Source organism: Limnobacter sp., assembly GCF_046297615.1.
Taxonomy (GTDB): Bacteria; Pseudomonadota; Gammaproteobacteria; order Burkholderiales; family Burkholderiaceae_B; genus Limnobacter.
This window is the reverse complement of sequence record NZ_JBKBHM010000004.1, coordinates 262,964-280,454: the sequence shown is the minus strand read 5'-3', so window position 1 is coordinate 280,454 and position 17,491 is coordinate 262,964. Positions and strand designations below refer to the sequence as shown.

Genomic DNA, 17,491 nt, shown 5'->3' with positions numbered 1-17,491 from the left:
ACCCGTTGCCCGCGCACAATGGCTACTGATGGAGTGCGAGGTGTGGTGAACATGGACAGCAACGACAGGTTGTGCATGGACGGACAAAGGTTGATGCTACAAAGCGGCACCTATGGAGCTGAAGGCGCAATCTACGCCACCGAGATATACAACGGTGCCCGAATCGTTGGCACAACCCTGACAGGCACTAACAACACCCGTACCTTCAAGGTGTACACCAAAGCTGGTGAGTTGATGGAGTACAGTCCATTTAACACCCCAGCGAATAACGTAGCGCTGCAGTTTGTGCTCAGCCGGGTGACTGATGCCAAGGGCAACTTCTGGCAGGTGCACTACCAGATGGACATCGCCCAAGGTGAGGTCTACCCTAAAGCCGTGTGTTACACGGGCAACAGTCGGTTAAATCAGGCACCTAGGACGTGTGTGGAGTTTGGCTACGGTAGTGAGGCCGCGCGGTATGGCGCACCGGTGCAACGCACCGACAAGAGTCTGGCTTACATGGCTGGCTTTGCAATGCGAAGTAACCAACGCTTAAGTGGAGTACGCACCTTGATTAACGCCACGGCTACGGCGAGTGGCAGTACGTGGGCCATCAGTGGCACTGTTGTTACTGACTATAGATTCAATCATGTTGATATTTTTAATCCAAGAAACATGAGTATGTTAGTTGGAGTTCAAGAATGTTCAATGCTTGGTTCTTGCCTACCAAATTTGTCTTTTGTTCATAATTCTGTGGCCGTGGATGCGCTTTGGCTGAATAGAAGAGCGACATCTTGGGGTACATATAATTTATCGCCCGGATTTCCCATCCCTAAACCGGCAGATTTCAACGGGGATGGATTAACTGATTTCTTTAATAATAGCGTCAGTAACCCTTCAGGTGGGTTGGATATTTTCTTGAATAAAGATGGGGATGGGGCTTTTGATATAAAAACAATAAATTATCAGCAGTTTGGAGACGGGGCCCCTTATTCTCCATATAGTGGTCCACCTGCTGATCAGGTAGGTGATTTTAATGGTGATGGTCGTTCTGATCTGATTCGATTTTATTTTCCTGCAAATTGTTCAGAAGGTGATAATTCTGCAGGTTTTGAAGTTTGGCTTTCTAATGGTGATGGTAGTTTTAATGTGCTGCCTAAGAATTATTTTTCTGGGTATTCAGCTAACTGTTCGCCGGTGACTAATATAGAGATTCGTGATTTCGATTCTGATGGTCGTTCTGAGTTGTTTGTAAATGGTCATATTGTTTTTTTTACTGCTGATGGTGCAGTAGCCAGTAACAATGGAGTGCCAATACAAGCCGACTGGGTGTTAAACGAAAGCACGCTCAAGGTCAGAAATTTTTCAGATTTTAATGGGGATGGGAAAACTGACATACTAAAGATTTACAGTAATGAAAGCGCTGTGGTTTCAATATCGAATGATGCAGGTGGGTTTGTGAATTTACCCCCATTTTCGACGGCTAATCAAGGTCTATCAGATTCGAATTATCGTTTTGTTTATGGTGATTTTAATGGGGATGGGAAGACCGACCTAGTTCATTTTGGAGGGGCGACTGCTGTAAAAACCTGGCTGAGTAAGGGTGACGGTGGCTTTGATGTGAAGGAAGCGGCGCCGGGGCAAACTTTCAATGCTTCAACAAATGGCTACAAGTTTCATGTCGGTGATTTCACTGGAGATGGTTTGGTTGACATGGCGCAGTTTCTATCTCCGACCCAGATTCAGTATTGGGTTTCCATGGGAGATGGAACATTTATGGTGAATGAAAAGTTGATATACACCCGGGATGATATTGACTATTCTCTAAACAATTACACCCTTCAAGTAGTGGACTTCAATGGTGATGGTAAAAGTGATTTCTCTCAACACGGATATCCGCCATATTTTTCGATTTTGATAACTAGGCCAATCGACAAGGCGAGTTTAAAGATCAATAAAATCACGATGGGCCCGAATATCACTGCCGTGGAATACGGTTATCTCTCTGGTCATGCGAACTACACCACCAGTGGTTCGCCCTTGGCCGGCGAGGTGTTTGCTCGTGGCGCAGTGCCTGTGGTCACTCAGGTTAAGGTTCCTGACGGTATTAGTAGCACCGGCAGCACGATTACCTATCGTTATGCCAATGGGAAAGTCCAGGCGGGTAGTGGTCGAGGCTTTCTAGGCTTTGACTGGATGGAGAGCCAAATGACGGGCTCAGACGGGGTAATGATGCCTGCGTTGCGAACCACCTATTCACAGCAGTGGCCGTGTTTGGGGATGGCGGTGCAAAGGCAGGTGAAATTGCCCTCAGGTGGGTTACGCGAGCAAAGTGACAGCATCATTCGGGTGCGAACACCGGCCAGCGCCACGTCACAAACCTGTGGCACAGCAGCACTGAACGGTCAGGTTGTGATCCCGTATCTAGCAGACAGTGTCACACGGCAGTGGGAGATGACCTCGACAGCGCAACAAGGGGTGGAGCTGCCGCGCAAGCGCACTCTCACCACAATGGATGGTTATGGCAACGCCACGCAGGTGCAGGAACAAACACTGAACGCCGATGGCACGGCCAGCGGCTACAGCCGTACGACTGCCAACACCTATGACAGCAATGCAGAGCTGGCCAGACAGGGGCGACTCATTCGAAGTACCGTTACCCATGTCAAACCATGAATGTGGTGCCTTCAGAGTAAGCGTGCGGTGAGCAGCAGTCGGTGTGTGTAAAACCGACTGTTCCATGCTCAGTTTGTACAGAAGCTAGCGAACACGAGTATTACGAAGCAAGATGAAATCGAGCCAGGTCCATCCGGCCTCTCATGTTGGTGTGTAACGCAAATCAAGGGAATTGGCGCACATCCATGAGGTCCAGCCTGTGAGCCCAAGCGAACAAAATCAATAAATAAACTACAGCAAAGAAGGTGCGTATGGACATGAGACCACTAATTCGGCCCCTCGGCCTTGCACTTCACTTATTATTTGCAGTAACAGTTGTTCAAGCAGAGACTATTACCCGAACCAGCGCCTTTGTGTATGATGCCGATGGGATGCTGGTCCGAGAAGTGGTTGAACCCACCAATGCCACCTTGTGTGTGGCCACCCAATACACGCTCGATGCCTATGGCAACCGCACGGCCACCCAAACCAGAAACTGCAACGGCTCGGCCATTACCGGCGTGGGCAACGAGGCCGCCGCGCCTCCGGCGCCCCCGGCTACAGCCAGTGTCAGTGGCAACTACACCCAGTTTACCGCGCGCACCCTGAGCACTAGTTACAGCGCCAGTGCTGTGAACCCCGTGGCAGGTCAGTTCCCTACAAGCAACACCAATGCTCTGGGTCACAGCGAAAGCCAGGAGTTTGATCCGCGCTTTGGTACGGTGAGCAAACAGACTGGCCCCAATAGGCTTACCACCGTCTGGACGTATGATGCCTTTGGACGAAAGACTGGTGAGGTGCGTCCCGATGGAAGCAAGACGTACTGGGAATACGTGTTCTGTTCAGCGGCTGCTGTTGACGTCTGCCCCACCAGCATTGAGGGTGTGGCCCCGTACTACTACATTCGCACCGGCAATCTCAACAGCAGTAACTCACAGATCGGCCCAGTCTCAAGAACTTTTTACGACAACCAGAACCGTGCAATTCGCAGCCAAAGCCAAGTGCTTACCGGTCCCGCCTCCTGGACTTGGAGCACGCAAGACACGGTGTATGACGCCTGGGGACGTGTGGCAAAAAAGAGCAATACTTATCTTGCACACAGCACTGGGCACACAGCAACGCAAACCATTCAGTGGGTCTACAGCACCTATGACATTCTGAACCGGGTGGTGCAAGAAGAAACAGAAGATGCTGGTGCCAGTAACATCACAAACAAAGTCAATGATCGTTACGTACGCAAGGTGGCTTACAACGGTTTGAGCACCAGCAGCACTAACACTAAAGGGCAAACCACAAGCAGCATCTACAACGTGCTGGGCCAGTTGATCAGCGTGACTGATGCGCAGAACAACACTATCACCTACACCTATGATGCGCTGGGTAATAAGACCCAGACCAACGCCAGTGGAGTGATCACAACAATTGCATACGATCTTCGTAGCAGAAAGACCGCCATGACGGATCCTCACATGGGCACTTGGCAGTATCGGTACAACGCCCTTGATGAGCTTCGGCTTCAGCAAAATGGCAAAGGTCAACTCACCACGATTGCCTACGATGCGGCAGGGCGCCAAACCGAAAGGCGAGAAGCTGACCTGATCAGCACCTGGAGCTATGACACCCACAACGGTTTGTGCGCCGCTGCGCCCGATACCGCTAGGGGTAAGATGACCCGGGCCACTACCAGCACCGGCTATGACCGGGTGCATTGTTATGACAGCATTGGTCGGGAAGTCAGTGAACGTGTTGCAATGGATGGCAATGTTTTCTGGAGCGGAACGGTGTATGAGACCGGCACTGGTCGAGTGGCTCGCCACATATACCCGGCACGCGTGCAGGCTAACGCAGCGCCCACAACCAATGCAGCGCCCACAGCAGGCTTTATTGTGCGCAACGAATACAGTGAAGTTGGCCTGATTCGCCAACTGAACCACAGTATGAACACGAATCTGTGGGAAATGCACAGCCTTGAGGCCAGTGGTATGGACCAAATTGCCCGAATCACCATGGGCAATGGTTTGATCGAAGTGGCGCAATCGGATGCCTGGGGACGCTTGAAGACCAATGCGGTGGGCACCAGCGCGACGGCCGCCGACCGGCTCTCGGAGGGCTACAGCTTTGACAGCGAGAACAACTTAAGTGCGCGAAGCTGGATGGACTTCGGCGCACCCGGCAGCACAGGTACTCCGGTTGCCCGGGCAGAGAACTTCGGCTACGACAGTTTGAATCGCCTGACCAGCACCACGGGCACCACTGGCGTTCCCGGCAAAACGGTGACTTACAACAAGTACGGCAACATCCTCACCAAGGATGCACGCACGTACACCTATGGCACCACAGCCAAGCCACATCAACTGACCCAGATCACGGGCAGTGTGCACGGTGCAAGCAACCCGAGCTACACGTACGACGCCAATGGCAACATGCTCACAGGAGGTGGCGCCACGATCACCTGGATGAGCTTTAACATGGTCAACGCCATCACGCAAGGCACTCAGACCAGCAGCTTCAGGTATGGGCCCGAACACCAGCGCGTCAAACAAACAGCAGCGTACAACGGACAGAGCATCACCACCTGGTATGTGGAGAGCTTTGAGCTGGAGCAAAACAGCAGCACCAGCACCACGCAGGCGAAGTACTACATTGCAGGCAAAGTGCTGCACATCGAGACAGGCACCAGCGCCACTCCCGCCACGGTACAAACGAAATACCTGCACAAGGATCACTTGGGTAGTGTGGCACTAATCACCAGCCAAACTGGTACGGTGCTGGAGCGCTACAGCTTTGATGCCTGGGGCAAGCGACGAAACCACAACGGGACGGATTACACGGCCAATGGCGGCCACTTGTTGGGCGAGACCGACCGAGGGTTCACAGGGCATGAGCACCTGGATCACCTGGGGCTGGTGCACATGAACGGGCGCATCTATGACGCGAGTCTGGGGCGGTTCATGAGTGCGGATCCGTTTATTGCACAGCCTGTGAATCTGCAGAACTACAACCGCTATGCGTATGTGAACAACAACCCGCTCAGTTACACGGATCCAGACGGCTTCTTTTTTAAATCTCTAAAAAAACTTGCAAAAGTTGTAGCCGTAATCGCTATTGTCGCCACTGTCGGAGCTTGGGCTGCACAAGCAAGCGCAGGTTTATTGGGGTTTGAGGGAGCAGGCGCAGTTGGCGCTGCAGTTTTTGGTCCAAAGGCTACACTTTACTCAGCAGCAGTCGTCAGCGCCTCTGCCGCTTCCGCGGGCAGTTTTTCTGGCGTATTAATAGCTACTGGCAATGTTAAAGAAGCAACAAAGGCCGGTCTTAAAGGCGCTGTAATCGGAGGTTTATCGGGTGGAATCAATTTCGGGATATCCTATTCAAATTGGATGAATCCTAATCATTTGAATTTCGATCATAGGGGATATCCAATTCCGACAATATCTGACCGTGTGATAAATGTAGTTGGGCAATCTATTGCATCAGGTTTCGGAAATTATTCTGCTGAGGGAGGTTTCACCGAGGCATTTAAATCTTCCTTGCTATCTAGTACTTTAAGTGGTTTCTCGGAATGGACAAGATCTGAAATGATTATGCAGTCCTTAGAAAATCCAAACAATGCAAGTGGTAAAAGTCGTGGTGTTTTTGGGGATATGTTTAAACTAGGAGGATCAAGAGCTGGGCCTGACGGATCTTACAATTTAGTTGCTAAGGGACTCACCGGCGGATATCAGGGTAAAGCCGGATTTATTGGGTCTCTTCCTTATGCATCCGGCAGCCTGTCAGATGTAACCGTAGAGTTATATGCAGGTCCTCACGATTGGTTGGGTTCGTTTGGATATGACGGAAGTGGAAATCAAAAATGGCCAGGACACTGGGCGGTCGAGTCTGCCGCAGCGTTTAATATATTGACTGCAACTCCTATAGTTGCTGGGCAAGTTCTCACAACATATGGGAGTGGAATTGAAAGATGAAATCTATGTCTTTTCATGGGTTAAGTTTTTTTTTATTGTTGTTTTTGATGGCATCTTGTGCGATTAATATGGATCATCATCCTGATGCAATGCTTAGAGTTTGGAGGGATAGTCCAGAGGATGCTGAAAGTATGAGGTTGGAGTTAACGAGCAATGGGTTTAAACTAGAAAAAGTTTCAAATCGAATGCAGGTTTTATACAACGATAGAGGTTGTAAGTTTAATCTATTCTTTAATGAAGAAAAAAGACTGACTTCCTATCAGCGTTTAAGTGATAAAGAGGTTTGTGTTTACTCTGTTGGGGTTAAATTAAGTCCGCAATAATGTTTTGGTAAAAAATTTGTAATTATTATTTTTGGATATCAAGATCATATTCGCAGACTAAACAAAGTCTCGCGAATCGTTGCTAGCTGAAGGGGGCAGGAGGGTGAGCTGCCCCGGATTTCTTCGAAGTAATACCCAAACTCTAACCCCTTTTGATCGAAAACAGGTGTGGGCTTGCAAGACCGACTCATTTGACCCATAAGTTTTTCCTGAAAGATATTCATTCGGGGCTCACGTAGTAGCAGTGAGTTCAAGTCGGGTTATCTGGTGACTGGAGTTCATTGTCTGATAACATCTGTTGTATTGCAGGAATATCAACTTGTAAGTTTTTCACCTGAGGTTTCTGGTATTGAACAGAATTTTCAATAACCCTTATTGGATCTATCTCGAGGGTGAGAAGTTCCTTTTTGCTCTCTACACACCGGAAGGCAATTTCAATTACATGATTGAACGCTGGATTCGATGCATGATAGTACGACTCATGTTCATGACTAACGAACGAATGCTGATTAAAATTAATTTCGTGTCGCTCGCCATTTTGATCCATAAATTCAAGTTTGAATGAGGCTCGATTGAAATCCGTCACTATCCCTTTAGCTGCAATTAGTCCTTGTGTAGGTTCATGACTCTGATCATCAAGTATTTTTCTAACTAATACCGTGCAGGGGGCAAGGTCGTTTAAATCTCGTACACCAGAAAATTTCTTTGATTTGATCTTTTCACCGAAGTGAATGTCCAGGAACTCTTTAGTGACATGACTTATTATCGGCTGAACCTCGATTGGTGCCGTGTTCGCAAAAGAGTTAGATTTACATCTATATTTATTCTCAATATCAAGGTAGAAGACGCTGAAATTCATCAATTGCTCGATGAGTAGCCGAACATTTTTCTTTTGGTCCTCATTTGGTCCGATTATTTCTAGGTTCACTACGATATGCTCTGTGTCAGCGACTGGTTGCGAGCTCAGTTCAAGATTTATTGTGTCACCATACTTCTCATGATCTAGCTTCGAGGCAGTGTAGACAAGACTTCTTAGTAGCCTAATTTGATCGCTGTTAAGCGCCTCAGCGACTTTTTGTGTGGTGTGTGCAGAAAGTTCGACGTCTCCTATTGAGAATTTCTGAAGTGTATTTATGCGATATAGATTTATCTTGTTGGAGTTCATGTTGCTTCCTAGATGATCAATGTATTGCAAAAGGAGGTGAGAATTGCGAGTACGCAGGCTTCGGCAAACAGAACTGAATTTGTTAATGTAAATGGGCGTTGATCTGATGCAGATTCTGTGCTTTGTCTTGCCCTTATGCAGACGAATTCTTCCCGCGGACTTCGCCCATCATTCCGCTGAGTGAAAAGATGTCGGATTGGAGCTTCTGTTAATTGCATTCCCTTTGTGATGCATTTCTCATGAAGTAGTGCGGATCGATCGTGAGGTGATGTGAAGAAGCTTAGGTTTGACATCTGAAGCCCTAGGTTGGACACAATTAGCGAAAGCATTGAAAGGTCCTGATCAATTGTTTCAGGCAGACTTACGACCATCTGGGATCGAGTCCACATCCCGAGGAAGTCATGGGTTTGGAATTTGGTAATTGACTTGAATCGGACGATAGTGGGGGAGGGGCGCGATGCAACTTCATCAAGATACTTTAGGTGGATGATTGCGCCATTCGGTCTTTTTGACTTACCTTTTATACCGAGCTGAAGCTCCGCAGGCAAAGAAGCCAAGTAGTCCCGTGTTTTAGATACTTCGATATGACCCGCCAGAAGGTTGAATTGGTCAGACGTAACCTTGCCTCCAGCGATACTAGTCATGACTTGAGCGCAAATCCTGAAAGCGTTTTCTTGAAAAACTCCTGGGTTACCTGATTTTGGAAGAATTGCAAGTTGTGCTTCATCTCCGATCATTGGGGGGAAGAAAACGGTGGCATCACTTATTTTGGTTTGTAGTCCTCGATTTTTTGCATAGTATTCATCAATAAGTTCGAACCCTCGATGGTAGTAGTGTGTGAGGGATGTCTTGGGAGAAGTATGGCCAAGTAAGCGACCAGCAAAATATAAGGTGTAGGAGTCTTGCGGGCCGCCATTCAGTTTATTCAGGCGCAATTCAACTTCAGGGGCCTCAAGACCCAGTGATTGTCGCAGTATCGGCGTAAATAGTTGGTCTGCAAAAAAATGCCTCAAGCTATAAACTTGGCCCCTACCTATATATTTACTTATTGCCTGTTTTAAGGTGACCAAGGCCTCGTTGAAAGATGAGTCAATTACTAATGAACCCGGATCTAAGCTTTGCTTCGCCTCTACGTGTTCAATCAGTGATCGAGTCAGGAAGTCACCACAAACTTCTAAAGGCAGAATTATTCGATTACTTCTTGTCGTTTTCAATCGATGACTCGAGTTGCCTCTGAGATAAATTCGAATTTCTTTCTTATCTTTGATGTGTACTTTGGAGCATTTTATAAGACTTGTCTCGAAAGTACGAATTCCGAAATCGGCAATGAAATTGAGCAAGTGTAGAGCTTGAAGATGTGAGCCATTTAAGAGTTTTCTTGCAACAAGATTTATTTCTTCAGGAGTGTAAACTGTGACTCGTGGTTTAAAAATTTTTTGCAGGTAAGGAACGTAAACTTTTTCTGAAATAAAGGCGAGTGCTCGTGTGTCAAAGTAGGCGTATATGTGACGTGCATATTCTGCTCCTTCGCTATTCTTGCGACCTAGTTTTTCTAGAAACTCTAATATTTCCTCGTTAACTCCGTCAGGGTCGTTAATCGCTATAAAATAGATTACCTCAGTAGATTCAAGAAAATGGCGGATTTTTGAGATGTATTTTGCTTTGGTACTTGTGGCCAGAGGTCGCCCTAAGTGACTTCTAGTGAATAGATCAACCAAGTATTCTTTCAAAGCCAGAGCTGCCGATTCAAGAGGCTTTATATGGCTGACCTTGTATAAAAACTCTTGAGACTGATTCGTCAGTGTTGCTGCCAGTTCTAAAAGTTGATGGATAGTGACATCAAGCTTTTTTCTTGATTGTTGTGATGGAATAATCGGTGTGAAACTTTCAGCAAGATTGAAAATTCTGATGCCTCTTTTGTGGGCAGCAAGGCTAGCTCGGCACATCGAACGATGCGGAATTTCCCCACTTGCTATTTGTGCGATTGGCGTGGGTAGATGATAAATTTGAAATGCTTTCTCAAGTATGATCAATTGTTCAACTATCGACAATGAATCTGCTCCTCCTAAATTAATTTGATTTATTCGATATCTTAAATCATCACTAATTTTCTGGTTTACAGGACTTATTTTTTTACTTCGCCCCCTTCCGTTTTTGAGCCGCTGCAAAATATTCACCGATTGCTGCGATAGCTGGTGACGTCTTGTTGCTGCAAAGTTAGGATCACCTTCTTCAAAGGAGAATTCGATGTATACTTCATCAAATAGGCTAAAGCATTTATATTCTTCTTTGAGAACACTCCGATGAACTTCCCAATCGGTGACTCCATTGTAAATTATTAAGGAAAAAGAGAAGAGAAGATTTAGATCGCTCACCGATTTAAATAATTGATGGTCGCAAATCAAATTTTCTAGTTTCGATTCAATAATTTTTCTCTTGTGGAGTTGTTGCATCCACTTCACATCAATCGGATTTTTCTCTTGAACGCGTTCCCAAGTTTTGTGGTTCAGTAGGTCCGGATCAACGCCATCGATGCATTTGCAAAAATGGGATGCTAAAGCTCTGCATGAATCTTGATACTTCTCTGTTGATTTAATAAGTATGAGCGTTTCGTTGGCTGCCTTAACGCGTTGTTGGTACGGCAGTTTGTTGACATCATCCGCAAGAGATTCGATTTGTGTCCTTAGCCTCCCAAACTTAGATGATCGTTCCCTGCGACGCTTTTCTTCACCAAAAGATTTCGGATGTTGATGTCCCTTAAATCTTCCGTCAGAAGGGAATTCAACCAATGGAAGATGAGCTGTAAGAAGTCTTTTGAGATGCTCTGAGGTACCTGTGCGTATCGCATCAATGTCTTTGTCCCTTACGCGTGCACTACAAGTTCCGTGTAGCGGGAGCCCAAGGTGTTGGTGGCCTAGAAGTAGATCGTTCAGTTCTCTGTCCGAGAGATCCAGGTAGGTGGAACTTAGGTGTCTGGCTAAATTGCTGACTATACCTTTATGATTGAAATATTTGTAGATCCAGTTTTCGCCAATGTGCTCTACGCCCCGTGGACTGATATGAAAAAACAATGGAATTTTTTGTTGTACAGGTGATTCTGAATCACTCAGTGCCTCAATCATCGCCGCAAGCCTTTTGTTTTCTGTACGGTGTGACAATTCTCTGAGAAGGGGGAAATAAACGTCTTTAAGCCAACTGCTGATCTCCCTTACAAGGGGAACCACTCTGGTTGAATTTCGACTATCAAGATCTTTATCTTTTAGAATGAGAAGATGATTGTTAAAATCAAAATTTACGAGTTCGGCGAACGGATCGAGCAACGGCCTTGATGCGGTTGTAATACTTAGATATAGGATAATGAGATCAGTTAATGAATTCCAGAACTCGTATAAATCCTTGCCTTTGATTTTAGATTCGATTGAGTGAAGAATCAAATCGAGGTGTTCTTTTGCTTTCGAAATGTTTGGACAATATACTGAACCTGCAATATTGATTCCTTCGTTCGTATTCTTTCGGTAATAAGCGGTGCTAGCGTCACGCTGTTCATTCGGGCGTATGTATAGTAATTGACCTTCTGTAAGATTTCTTGTTTTACGGTTGTGTATTATTCGTAAACAATGGCAAGGCCAATTAAAATGATCGATTTGCAATGCTTTACTTAGCTTGTTTTGGCAATGCAACAGCCGTTCTATAACCTGAGATGGAGTTTTCTCCCCGCTTTCTTTCGATGAGCTGCTACCATTATGGTCTTTTGGTCGTTCAAGGCCTTCAGTTGGTTGCTTCAGTAGTTCTAGCAACGGTATTTTGAATATGCGATATTTCGACAGAACGTTTACAACCTTTGAAGGTAAGTCTAGGTATTGAACAGTGAGCACATCATTTGGTAAATGATCGCATTCAACGTTGGATTGTGGATCGAATTGAGGCCTGATTCTATGAAGCTTGGTTAACTCAGGATTGAATCGCCATTCTTCCTGAGCGTTGAATGCATTCTCCGTAAGAGCAAGATTCCTGAGTGGTTGACTCGTTTTCATTTGGAGCCAGACTACAGTGGCGAGAATTTCTATGTCTTTCTCTGTTACTTCTAGATCATCTTGAAGAACTTTTCGAATGTTCTCAGGAATATCTGCGTTTGGCTCGAACTTTGAAACGAAATCTTCAACTCTGTCGTTTACATATGGATTAGCTGCACTCCATATGGATTCTTCAATTGAGCGCTGCCAGCTTCTGTTTTCATCGTCAATCGTTTTCGGCCTTTTCAGTACTGTTTGCTGACGTGTTGATTTCTTTTTCCGTTCACTCGGTATGTCTTTTTTATTTGACTCCTGGTCGTTTGATGTTTGTTTTTTATTGCCTGTGGCTGGCATATCCTCTTCGCCTGTCATATCAATCTGTGCTAGGATATACTCCGCATTCACTGAGTTGTCAGTTAAAACCACAGGTTGCTCAACCGAACTAAGGAAAATAATTGGTTGCGCTCTCATTTCATCAAGCTTTTGAGCGAGATATCGAATTCTCTGAGATACCTGAAATTTATCTGATTCTAATTCCAAGTTGCCATGGAATATCTGTTGAATGATTGTTTGTCTGAACTTAAAATAATTATAGTTCCATTTTTGAGTTCTTATTCGTTCTGACAGGAAATCCCATGTTTCGCCATTATTAATGTTGCGAAGAATGTTTATTAACTCAAAGGCTTGTCGAGTAAGCAGGGTTGTCCTGTTGCTGTGCAGGTAGGCCTGATAGTTTCTCTCTATTATCCATAAAATAACCTGTGGATATAAACCTCTGCAATTTGACATCCCTGTATTATTCAATAGTTCTGCGAGGGGTGCAGAGCCTCGGGGTACAGATTCTCGATTCCCAAATTTTAATTTGGTATCTGAGCGCAGGTTTTGGTAAACATTGGAGTTCTTAAAAGCCTCTAGTTGATATAGAGCGTTGGTAAGCTTAGATAGTTTGCTAAAAAATGGGTCGCTTTCACCCCACTTTTCGATCGTAATTCGATAACAGTCGACAGTCAGCCATCCAAGAACGTACCGAAGTTGTCCTTCAACATCAACTGGAAAGTCTAAGGTTGGCCCTTTTGTTAAATTTTGAAGGTGTGAGTTCAGCCAAAAAGGTTCGTTTAGCTGCAGTGAAACTAGAAGGTCGTCCAAAAAGCTCGTTGGAACGCCGACGCTTTTGGAAATTTGTGCCAGATCCCAGGCAAATCCTGGGGCTCTAATGATGAATTCGGGTACCCATTCGCTCGTTTCTGTGTAGATCATGATGGCATTTAAAAGTTGATACCATCATCTATTATTTATAACTGAATCCGATTGGCAAGCAAACGCCACCTCCTTAAAGCAGTGCTCCCCAAGTCGTATTGCGCCGCAGGTAGAAGCCGCGAAAACGGGAAGCGGCTACATTTAGATTAAATCGTTTGTAGTGTGTTATCTGGCTTGTCTGATCGCGGCTCGTGCTTTTCCTACGCTTAATGTATTGTCTTTGTTGTACCTGAGGAGGACTCTTGCACCACAGGTGTAAGTGAGCCGATCCTCTCATTGGGGGGTTGGCGCGAAGCGATTTAAAGTTTTTGTTCTTGTCTTGTTGATGTAAAACGACACTATTGGTGCAACTTCCTTCCTTGACCATATCGCAGAGAGCACCTATTTACGCCACTTGGTAACTAACTGTGTAGTTTTCTACACGTTTGGGTGCACCAAACTTCTAAGCCGAGGGTCGGGGGTTCGAACCCCTCCGGGCAGGCCAAAGAATTTTGACAAGTTTCCCCAGTGGCGGGGTTAGCTCAGTTGGTAGAGCAACGGATTGTGATTCCGTGGGTCGTGGGTTCGAGCCCCATACCTCGCCCCAAAAATACAAGGACTTAGCGCTGTGAAGCGCTAGGTCCTTTTTGTTTGTCAGCCTACTTCAAGGTGTCTCAAAGTTGACATACACGCCGCGTCAGTTCGGCTAGCCTCACGTGTCATCGACTGTTGAACACACTGGAACTGTATGCTCAATCCGCCTTGGTATTTGCTGCTCCGATCCTTCGTGGCTTCAATTCTCGTTGCAACGTTGGTCAGTTGTACGGGTGATGGTTCGGTGGGCACAGTCGGAACCAATGCCGCAACTCGACCAACTGTCGCCGAGGCTGGAACCAACCCGGACGGTTGGATTGGCGCATGGTCTGCTGCACCCTACGGACCCTTTCCAAATGGGCCCATCAGCGGAGTGTCGCCCTACGATTTTTTGTCCAACACCAGTGTTCTGCCCAACAACGAGGCGCAGGAACAGAGCTTCAGGATGATCGTGCACCCGACTATGGGCGGCGATGTGCTTCGGGTCCGCTTTTCAAACCTCAAAGGGGACCGGCCTGTTCGTATTGAACCGGTGACGATTGCAAAAACGCTGGTGGCTGCTTCTGTGCAGTCGGCCAGTGCGAAGCCGCTGACTTTCTCAGGCAGTTCAGCGGCCATTATTCCCGCAGGGCAGGAAATCATCAGTGACCCGGTGGCCTTTTCTTACCGTGCGGGAGAAAGCCTGTCCGTGTCGTTTCATGTTGTCGGCAACAGTGGGCCGATCACTTGGCACGCCGTCTCGTTCGGGTTGAACTACCTGACCCAACCGGGTGCCGGTAACCAGACTGGCGATGACCTTGGGCTGGCCTTCACACAAGTGAATACCGGGTGGTTTTTTCTGTCCGGCGTGGATGTTTATGCACCTGATTACCTGGGGGCGGTTGTGACTGTCGGTGATTCCATCACTGATGGTGCTTACATTGTGCCAACCACCAACACCCGCTGGCCCGATTTTCTGGCCAATCGATTGCAGGCGGCAGGCATCAAGATGTCTGTCTTGAATCAAGGAATCAACAGCAACACCGTGACCGATGCAGCCATTCAGCCGGGGCAATTGTTCAAAGGGCCATCCGCAGAAAGCCGGTTTGATCGGGATGTGTTGGGGCGCTCCAAGGTCAAAACTCTGATTCTCTTCGAGGGCACGAACGACTTGGGGGCTGGCGTGCCCGCACCCGTGATTTATGCTGGATTGAGCCGTATTGTGAAACGTGCCAAGGACGCCGGCCTGTGCGTGTTGCTCGGTACGGTAACGCCTCGTTTGGATGTCGCCTTGGGATGGGACCGTGGGGCGTTCGAGCCGCAGCGGAAGGCGTTGAATGACCTGATTCGTGGCAACACCGAGGCCGATCACATCATCGACTTTGAACGGGCGATGTCGGTGCCATTTGATTCAAGTATTCCAAATGCGGCCTTGTTTTTTCCGGACTTGCTGCACCCTAATTCAGTGGGGTTTGACGTGATGGCTCAACAGGTTCCATTGGACCGGCTGATCCCCGGCGCCGATGGGCACTGTCGAAAGTGATTGCTGAGATGAGAACCCACAGGACTTCTGTTTTCATGGAGCGACCGTTACTGGATCGCAAGCTTAAATCAATGGTCCAACTGCCGCCTGTCATATTGCGGGTTGAGGAGAACTCGAGCTTGTTCAATTTGCCGGACAGAGTCACACGGGGTTTGGACGCGGTGAATGCACCTGCGGTTTTCAGCTCATCTTCAAAGGCACGCTGGATGTACTGAGTGTGGGTGAGGCCATCGGCGACACGCAGGGTTCCGACCGCTCGGCAGCTCGCATCGAAGCTTGGCGGAGCCTTAATGGTGGACAGATACCAGATTTGAATCAGGGTGGGTTACAGTTGCCGCGCTGGCCTAGAGCCCATGTTTCATGGCTGTTTCAGGGCCTTGGATGGCGGATTGCTGTACAGCGTTTCCGCAACAATTCTCAGCGTATGCTCCAGACGCTCATCCGACAGGTTTCCTCCCAATGAAAGGCGCACAGCGTTGGGGGGCGTGCCTTCAAGGCAGAACATGTCCGCGCTGGCAATGGCGATACCGCGATTGAGCAGGCGCCCGCAAAAAGCGGATTGATCCCAAGCCGAGGGCAGGTTCAGCCAAAGGTGAAAGCCCTCCGGATTCGTCTCGACTCTGAAGTCCCCGAGCACGCGCCTGGCCATCAATTGTCGGCGCTGGCTCATTGTTCGGATGCTGTCCAGGCACATCTGTGCGGTGCCATCAAGAATCCACTGCGTGGCCAACGCAGTGCTGACAGGGCTGGCCATGATCTGCGTTGCACGAAGCAGCGATGCAATGCGTTTGGATTCAAACTCGCTCGGGCAGATCAGAAAAGCAATTCGAAGCCCGGCGCTGCATGTCTTTGACAAACCATTGATGTAATAGGTGAGCTCAGGGGCCAGGCTGGCAAACGAAGTAGGGGGCTTGCCCATCAGTTTGCTGTAGGGGTCGTCTTCAATGATTGTCAGATTAAACCGCCGAGCCACTTCCACAATTTCATGTCGGCGGCGCTCAGTGATGGTACGGGTCGTGGGGTTTTGTATGGTCGGGTTCAGGTAAAGCGCCTTGGCTTTGTTGACCCTGCAATGTGCTTCAAGTGCGTCGGGCAGAATGCCCTCGCTGTCGCAGCGGACACCCAAGGCTTTGATGCCCAGCAAACCTGCGATGGCTTTAACGCCCGGGTAGGTGATCGACTCGGCGCACAAGGGGTTGCCCGAGCCGACCAGGGCTGTCATCAGGCTGGCCAGGGTGGGTTGAATGCCCGGGGTGATCAAGATTCTTCGACCCGGTTCGGGTGCGCTGACACCCGCCAGCCATTTTGCCGCCGCTGCTTGATCGTCATCGTTGCCACCAAAGTCTTGATAGCGGGTCAGACGGTGGAAGTTGCCTTGCTCGGTGACGTGCCGGACTCCATGACGCATCCGTGCCAGGAGCTCCGCCTCATTGGGTTCCGGGGCCATGTTCATCGTCATTTCGATGAGCGAAGGTTCAGTCTCCAACTGACTGGAATTCCGTATCCTGACGTAACTCCCAACGCCCGCCTTGGAGGTAATCAGGCCACGGTGCTGGGCTTCCTGATAGGCGCGTGCCACAGTGGTGTAGTCCAGACTTAACCCTTTGGCCAACTCCCGGATCGGTGGAAGCCGGTCGTCCAGTTTAAGAACGCCTTGCCGAATCTCCAGTTCAATCGCATCTGCTATCGCCAGATAGGCGGGTTTGTCGCATTGGGACACAACCCGATTCCAGTCTTCCAACAATGTTGATCGGCTACGCATGGCGGCTACCTTACTGCTTGCTTCATCTCAGGGAACAAAAGCAACTTGTGCGCCCGGTGCATTGCACCTTTGGGGTGCGCGGTGGCGGGCTATCGGGAGGGATGACGGTTCGGGCCAGCCGCTGCGCATGGACTGGAAAGTCCCATGAACCGGGTTTGATTGCACGTTGATTGGATCGCCTCGTCTTGAACTGGTACACGCATTGCACCTTCACCAGAGTGCGCCGGCACAGTGCAAACACACCTTTCCGGTGCCGATTCCTTGTGACTCTGGAGATATG

The 17,491-nt window shown here is 48.2% G+C and carries 7 protein-coding genes and 1 tRNA gene; 5 read left to right on the top strand and 3 right to left on the bottom strand.

Going from position 1 to position 17,491, the window contains the following annotated elements; translation table 11 throughout:
• Positions 1-51 precede the first annotated feature (51 nt).
• The 3 genes from ACK4FF_RS10345 to ACK4FF_RS10335 all read left to right on the top strand — a co-directional run bounded on the left by ACK4FF_RS10345 (position 52) and on the right by ACK4FF_RS10335 (position 6,919).
• The gene (locus ACK4FF_RS10345) at positions 52-2,655 is read left to right on the top strand and encodes an FG-GAP-like repeat-containing protein (RefSeq protein WP_409708733.1); all 2,604 of its coding nucleotides are present in this window, start codon (positions 52-54) and stop codon (positions 2,653-2,655) included.
• Positions 2,656-2,906: 251 nt separating this feature from the next.
• A complete protein-coding gene (locus ACK4FF_RS10340) occupies positions 2,907-6,596 on the top strand; it encodes an RHS repeat domain-containing protein (RefSeq protein WP_409708492.1) in 3,690 nt (1,229 codons plus the stop codon).
• A complete protein-coding gene (locus ACK4FF_RS10335; RefSeq protein ID WP_409708489.1) occupies positions 6,593-6,919 on the top strand; it encodes a hypothetical protein in 327 nt (108 codons plus the stop codon). Before ACK4FF_RS10340 ends, ACK4FF_RS10335 begins: the two co-directional genes overlap by 4 nt.
• A gap of 250 nt (positions 6,920-7,169) precedes the next feature.
• Here the strand turns inward: ACK4FF_RS10335 and ACK4FF_RS10330 are convergent, their stop codons facing one another.
• Positions 7,170-8,084 carry a hypothetical protein gene (locus ACK4FF_RS10330; RefSeq protein ID WP_409708487.1) on the bottom strand — a complete coding sequence of 305 codons (915 nt, stop codon included), beginning with the start codon at positions 8,082-8,084 and terminating at the stop codon, positions 7,170-7,172.
• 8 nt (positions 8,085-8,092) lie between these two features.
• Positions 8,093-13,354 carry a hypothetical protein gene (locus ACK4FF_RS10325; RefSeq protein WP_409708484.1) on the bottom strand — a complete coding sequence of 1,754 codons (5,262 nt, stop codon included), beginning with the start codon at positions 13,352-13,354 and terminating at the stop codon, positions 8,093-8,095.
• 510 nt (positions 13,355-13,864) lie between these two features.
• On the opposite strand from ACK4FF_RS10325, the gene ACK4FF_RS10320 reads away from it, so the two are divergent.
• Both ACK4FF_RS10320 and ACK4FF_RS10315 read left to right on the top strand, forming a co-directional pair.
• Positions 13,865-13,940 (top strand) — tRNA-His (locus ACK4FF_RS10320).
• Positions 13,941-14,120: 180 nt separating this feature from the next.
• Positions 14,121-15,449, top strand: coding sequence for a GDSL-type esterase/lipase family protein (locus ACK4FF_RS10315; protein WP_409708481.1), 1,329 nt, complete (start codon positions 14,121-14,123; stop codon positions 15,447-15,449).
• 358 nt (positions 15,450-15,807) lie between these two features.
• Here ACK4FF_RS10315 and ACK4FF_RS10310 read toward each other — a convergent pair whose 3' ends face one another.
• A complete protein-coding gene (locus tag ACK4FF_RS10310; protein WP_409708478.1) occupies positions 15,808-17,211 on the bottom strand; it encodes a PLP-dependent aminotransferase family protein in 1,404 nt (467 codons plus the stop codon).
• Positions 17,212-17,491 lie beyond the last annotated feature (280 nt).

What these genes read in the sequence shown, in the direction of transcription:
- ACK4FF_RS10345 (WP_409708733.1), top strand. Translation starts at nt 52, where the DNA reads ATGGACAGCAACGACAGGTTGTGCATGGACGGACAAAGGTTGATGCTA.
- ACK4FF_RS10340 (WP_409708492.1), top strand. Translation starts at nt 2,907, where the DNA reads ATGGACATGAGACCACTAATTCGGCCCCTCGGCCTTGCACTTCACTTA.
- ACK4FF_RS10335 (WP_409708489.1), top strand. Translation starts at nt 6,593, where the DNA reads ATGAAATCTATGTCTTTTCATGGGTTAAGTTTTTTTTTATTGTTGTTT.
- ACK4FF_RS10330 (WP_409708487.1), bottom strand. Translation starts at nt 8,084, where the DNA reads ATGAACTCCAACAAGATAAATCTATATCGCATAAATACACTTCAGAAA.
- ACK4FF_RS10325 (WP_409708484.1), bottom strand. Translation starts at nt 13,354, where the DNA reads ATGATCTACACAGAAACGAGCGAATGGGTACCCGAATTCATCATTAGA.
- ACK4FF_RS10310 (WP_409708478.1), bottom strand. Translation starts at nt 17,211, where the DNA reads ATGCGTAGCCGATCAACATTGTTGGAAGACTGGAATCGGGTTGTGTCC.